Source organism: Gardnerella vaginalis, from assembly GCF_001546455.1.
Lineage (GTDB): Bacteria > Actinomycetota > Actinomycetes > Actinomycetales > Bifidobacteriaceae > Bifidobacterium > Bifidobacterium vaginale_B.
Genome location: NZ_KQ956821.1, coordinates 27,827 through 33,826 on the forward strand (window position 1 = coordinate 27,827; position 6,000 = coordinate 33,826).

The 6,000-nt window shown below is 45.9% G+C and carries 1 protein-coding gene; it reads right to left on the reverse strand.

The window, feature by feature from the left end; all coding sequences use genetic code 11:
• Positions 1-73 precede the first annotated feature (73 nt).
• Positions 74-6,000, reverse strand: a 5,927-nt coding sequence (locus HMPREF3216_RS04725) for a MiiA motif-containing surface protein (RefSeq protein WP_196485426.1), incomplete at its 5' end; no start/stop codon positions are given.

The window sequence follows — 6,000 nt, forward strand, 5'->3', positions numbered from 1 at the left end:
TGCTGTAAGCACCAGCAAAGCTAATCAGCTATCAGTAAAACACTAATAAAGCTAATCGGCTTACAACTAAACGCTAGTCGCGATTAGCGTGCTTTGTGCGCATGCGGCGAGTGGCAAACGCCCCACCGATTGCGGCAAGCATAGTTGCCATCAATCCTGCAGTAGCAACGTCTGCGCCCGTAGCAATGCCAGCGCCTCCGCGAGAACGCATGTTCTTTATAACGCGGTTGCGAACAGCTGCACGCACGTTGGCTGCGTTAGCTTTAGCGTCCGCAAGCGCCTTACGAGCATCTGCGAGTCTGCGTGCCGCAGCGTCCACCTGAGCCTGCGTTGCGTGCGGATCTGCAGCAACACGCTTAGCCTGCGCCAGAGCGTCGTCTAGCGCAGCCGCCGCCTGCTTAACGGCCACATCCGCCTGCTTAACTTCTGGAGCGTTTTCAACGGCCTTGTTTACAGCCTTGTTGTCTACGCCTGCAGGGGCTGCACCAGTAGTTCCTGCGCCAGCACCTGCGCCTGCAGACGCACCTGCACCACCCTGGGCGTTTGGAGCTGAGCCAGCATTACCAGCATTACCAGCGTTTGCGTTACCAGCGTTTGCATTACCATTGCCAGCACCATCTCCAGCATTGCCAGGCTTAGAATCGGCTTCAGCACTATCAATCTGAATGTTCAACTCGCCCTTATTCACAGTAGTAGGCGCATTATCGTTCACACCAAAGCCAGCGCCGCCAGGGACTGGGTTTGGAAGCGGGCTTGGAATTGGAAGCGGGTTCACATCATTATCAACAGAACCATAGCCACTCAAAGCCGCAGCTGCAGCACGCAAAGCCGCAGCAGCAGCATTCACCTGCTCCTGAGTTGCATTAGGATCACGGTAAACGCGACGAGCTTCAGCCAAAGCATCATTATAAGCATCCTGCTTATCCGAAGACGAAATCAGATAAGAAATATAACGCTCTAAAGTATCCGCCTTAGAAAGCTCTGCAGCCAAATCCGTCTTATCAACATCAGCAGGAGTTGGGGTCGGCGTTGGAGTTGGCTCCTTACCGTTAAGAGCCTCTTCAGCTGCCTTAAGCTTTGCAAGAGCTTCATTCAGAGCCTTTTGCTTATTCTCCTTGGTGTCCAATTTGGTTTCACCATACTTAGGTGTAGTACCATCAGCGCTAGGAGTGGTCAAATTCTTGATAAGATCCTGAGCAGCTTTAAGAGCCTCGTCGTACGCCTTTTGCTTATCTTCAGAAGCCTTTGTGTACCTTACAGACTTCTTAATATCTGCATCTTTAGCGATTTGTTGCTCAAGCGGCTTGGTATCAACACCATCCAAAGCAAGGCGAGCCTTAACAAGCTTGTCAAGAGCTTCATCAACAGCCTTCTGAGCAGTTGCTTCCTCTTCAGCACTCATCTGCTTCTTAGCATCTTCAGCAGTCTTCAAAGCTGTTTCAGCCTCGTTCAAAGCCTGATCAAACGCGTCCTTCTTTTCTTTAGACGAAGTGTTGTAAACAGGGTCGCCTGGAGTCTTAGGGTCAGCTTCACTTGGCTTGAAGGTCTTGTCGGACTCAATCTCTTTGCTTAGAGCATCGGTGTTAACACCAGCGCTCTGGGCATTAGGATCGATATCGCGCATTGCCTTAAGAAGGTCATTGTACAGATTATTAACCTGATCCGCATTCTTGGCGTCGCCATTAGCTTTATCAAGTACGGCACCAGCTGCAGTAGAAGCATCATCAAATGCGGTCTTCTTATCGGCATCACCGTTCTTGTACTTGTCGCCCGTAGCAAACTTATCAGCGATCTCTTTCAGCTTCTCAAGGCGAGCCATAGCGGTATCGGTTGCAATAGCATCAGCAAGCGCATTGTCGATGTCGTCCTTGCCGGTATCCTTGCCATCGTCATCCTTGATGTTATGCGCATCAGTTGAGTTGATGATGTCTTCATACGCTTTCTTCTGCGCATTGTTCAAATGATCAAGCGCAGCAATCTGCTTCTTAGCATCCTCAATCTTCTTAGCCTTCAGAGCGCGATCAGCAATACCCGTTGGATCGCCAAGCTTAGTGGCAGCATTGATGTCATCAATAGCCTTCTTCTTGTCTCCGTCAGAAAGACCGCTATTGTTGATGCGCGTAATCTGCTTTTCTTTTTCTTGCTTGAGAGCGTTCTGGTCATCGTTGGTGTTGCCAGTCGTATCGCGCTGCCCCTTAGCATTTTCGATTGCCTTGTTTGCATCATCAAACGAAGTTTTCACGCCTTCAAGAGCAGTCTTGATATCGGAAGGCTTTGTAGCCTTGTCAACGTTTGTCTTAGCGTCGTTAATCGCTTTAACAGCAGCATCGTACTTATCTGTAGCCGCGGCCTGTTTATCAGAAGTTAGCGCGTTGTATGCATTATCAAGCGCATCTTTCTTCTCGGTAAGTTGCTTGTTAGCAGCGTCTTTTGCTTTTTGCTCGTTGAGTGCATTAGCTTTCTTAGCAGCGGTTACTGCCTTGTTAAGTTCATCGGCAGTGGCTGCAGGATCCTTCTTTGCAAGAGCAGCTTCCAAAGCAGTGATAGTTGAATCCTTACCCGGCTTTGTGCCAAGCAGCTCATTAAGGGCAGCGTCATCGGCGTGGGTATCAGCGGTGTTGTTCTTATCACCAGTACCGTGGTCGAGGAACGGAAGCGCGCCCTTCTTGATGTCGTTTTGCAACGCACCCTTAGCACCATCAATCGCCTTGGCCTTATCGAGAATCTTCTGAACGGCTTCAGGAGTTGTGGCACCATTTGGATCCGCTCCCGTACCATCACCGTTTATCTCTTTCTTGAGAGCCTTTTTCTCTTCATCACTCAGATTATCGAGCTTGTCAATCTCATCAGAAGCTTTCTTTTTTTCTTCTTGAAGCTTTTGCTCTTTTTGCTTTTCCTCGTTTTCTTTTTGCTTCTTTTCGGCTTCTTTCTTTGCGTTGCCACCACCCTTGTTATCCGTTATCGTTTGTTTCTTTGACGGATCGTTTTGGTTATCTTTGCCCTGCTGAGCAGCTTTATCGAGAATTTTTTTAATGTCCTCGGGCGTTGACGCGTTGTCAATATCTTTCTCGTATTGCTTTTTCTGATCGTCCGTTAAGTTAGGATTACGGTCGATTTGCTGCTTCGCATCCTTTTTCATCTGTGCAAGTGCATCAGGAGTTGGCGCAGGCGTCTCAGCCTTCTTCTTGTATGTTACAGAAACGGTAAACAGCTGATTGTTATTTTTGTCAGTGAAAATAAGCGTCTTAAAATCACTGTTTTTGTATTTAATCGATGAAATACCTGTTGCGTTAGTATCGGATGCAGGCTCCATTAAGACGGTATTTGTTTTTGGCTTGAGACTCGTAGGAACGGTATACGGCACCTTATCTACTGCTAGTGAATCCGTGCCATCGTAATTGGCTTTCAAGAATGCTTCCACAGCTTTCTTGAAATCAGCTTCAGACGGATTTGCTGGGTCGGTAACTTCAATCTCAGGTATTGAATTGTACTTGCGCTCAGCTTTCTTGGCATCGGTAAGTTTGCGAATAAGATCGCGCAGGTCTTTTTCGGCTGTTTGACCCTTTGCTATTTCATCGATCTTGGCATCATTCAACTCATCTGGTTTTTCAATACCAGCGCGCTTCAAGTCGTCGTTGGTGAGCTTATCAGTATTCCTGCGTTTATCTAACAGCGCTTTTGCCTGATCCTTCAAATGATCAATGGTGTTATCTTTTTGCTGCTGCGATTTGGCAACATATAAATCCTTCAGAGGAACATCAAATAGTTTCCTTGAGCTATTCTCACCACTTTCAAAACCTTGAACAGCTATGGTTCCGTCCTGATTAAGGCTAAACGATACTACGCCTGCGCCATTATTTTCACCTTTAACATAGCGTTGCATATTTGTAACACCAGCTACAGGCTTATCATTTTCTTTAAGAGTATAAGCAGACCTAGCCTCTTGATCGGTTATATCCACATTATAGTTCTTCTTCATAAACTTCTTAAACGCCGCAATCTGATCTTGTGGCGAAGGAGAACTCACGTTATCTACTTGTACTGGATCTACATAATAGTTATATGCAGTCATCTGACCTGGATGATGCAAATTGGTATCTGGGGTTGGTGTTTGCGTATTAATTGTTTGCTTGAAGAATACGCTCATTGGGTAGGTAGCATCTTTATAGCCATCGGCCTTAAACGTAATGAAACCCTTACCATCTTTCACGCTATACGAAACATCGGTAATAGTTACCTCTGAATTATCTTTAGCATCCTTACCCTTAACCTTCTTTAAACCATTTTTATCTGGATTAAGAGTAGATTGGCTGTAAGTTGTTAAATCTGCTTCTGTCATATTGAAAGGATCAAATTTGACGTTTATTTGTTTTTGAGGTGCTTCAACAATGAACTCTTTTTCGGCAGCAGGAGTTGGAGCAGGCGGCTGAGGATCTGGAGATGGAGCCTTTGGCTTTTCTTTCAGGAACTGCCATGCAGAGATGGTAGTGGTTGAACCGTCTTCCCAGGTGATAGTTGCGTCGCCAGTGGTCTTATTGACCTCTACAGGTGCTTTACCATTCTTGGTCTTTGACTCATCGTATGGAGTAATGCCAGTGTTGGCATCATCAAAAGCCTTGATAATCTTTGTTATTTCATCTGGCTTAAGCTGATTAAGATTATCAACATCAATGATGTCTGGCACAACGTATGGCGCCCAATCGGCGATAGTTGCACCTTGGCACACGAGCTCAGAGGCGTCAATTTCAAGCTTTGAACCGTCTTGGTATGTAACAATAAGCTTGGTCCCGTCATCATTGAACTTGATGCCGTCAGGATCAGTTTTCACATGCTCGTTAAAGTCTTTGTTGTCTTTGTTGGCATCCTTAAATGCCTTAAGAACCGCTGTTTTGTCTTTATCGGTCAGCTTAGACGGATTCACGACAGGCGTACGAGCAGGCATGACTGGCTTGTACTTGTCCTTGTCTTCTTCATTCTTAAAGACAAGCAAATCGGCAGAAATTGTGCGCGTGGACTTGTCTTTGAAGGTGATAGTAGCCACACCCTTATCAGACACTTCCACCTTGTCCACTAAGTCCGAATAATGTTTCGTATCTTTATTGGCGGTTGCAATTTTGTCTTTAATCGCGTTTTGCTCGTCGGTACTTACATTTTTGAGATCCTTCACAGGTGTAAGCTCAGGATACTTCAGGTCGATATGGTCGGCGATGCGCGGAGTATTGTGCTTTTGACCAACCGCATAGTGCCAGTTACCTGCAAAGCGATAAACGCCAGCAGCAAAACGAAGCGGATTCTTATCGCGCTCTTTCCATGCAGTATCTTCCATCTCGGAAACGTAGGTCATGTCATACCAACGCTGACCAGCAGACTCCCAGTCTACAAAAATACCCTTAAGACCTTGAGTTTGATTTTGGTATTCTCCCCATTGTTGTGCGGTATTGCCTTTATCATCATAACCCTTACTGCCTTTGTCATCCAAGCCCATAAGCTGTTTCCAGCCCTTGCTTGCAAGAATGTTTTGATCACTAAAATAATAATTAGAAATATTATTCCATTGCTTAGGGTTGTTAAAATGTTTGTCCGAGACAACTCCATAACCATTATCGTCTGTAGTAATATACTGGGAAGAACCAGCAGGTTTAACCTGCTCCTTGCCGTTTTGTGTTAACTTTTCTATACGCTTAAATTGAATATCTTGAGGATCTTTCAAACCAGCAGGAACGCCAAACCACCACATTGGGCGGAATCGCCAGTTATCTGCTGTGCCGCCTTGATTCTTGGAATTAGAAAGATAGTGGACACGAACATATTTACCAAGAGGATCTATGCCTGTGGTTCCGCCAGCTTTGGCGTGCTCAAAGGTATCGTAATATTCAACGTCAATGTTGAAATGAGCCTCGGCATATTGTGCATCAGTTTTAAAACCGTAGTAAATGTTGTTGCCTGTGCCGTCTACATAACCATCAGCATAGGCAGGCGAGGAAACGAATACCCCCCCCC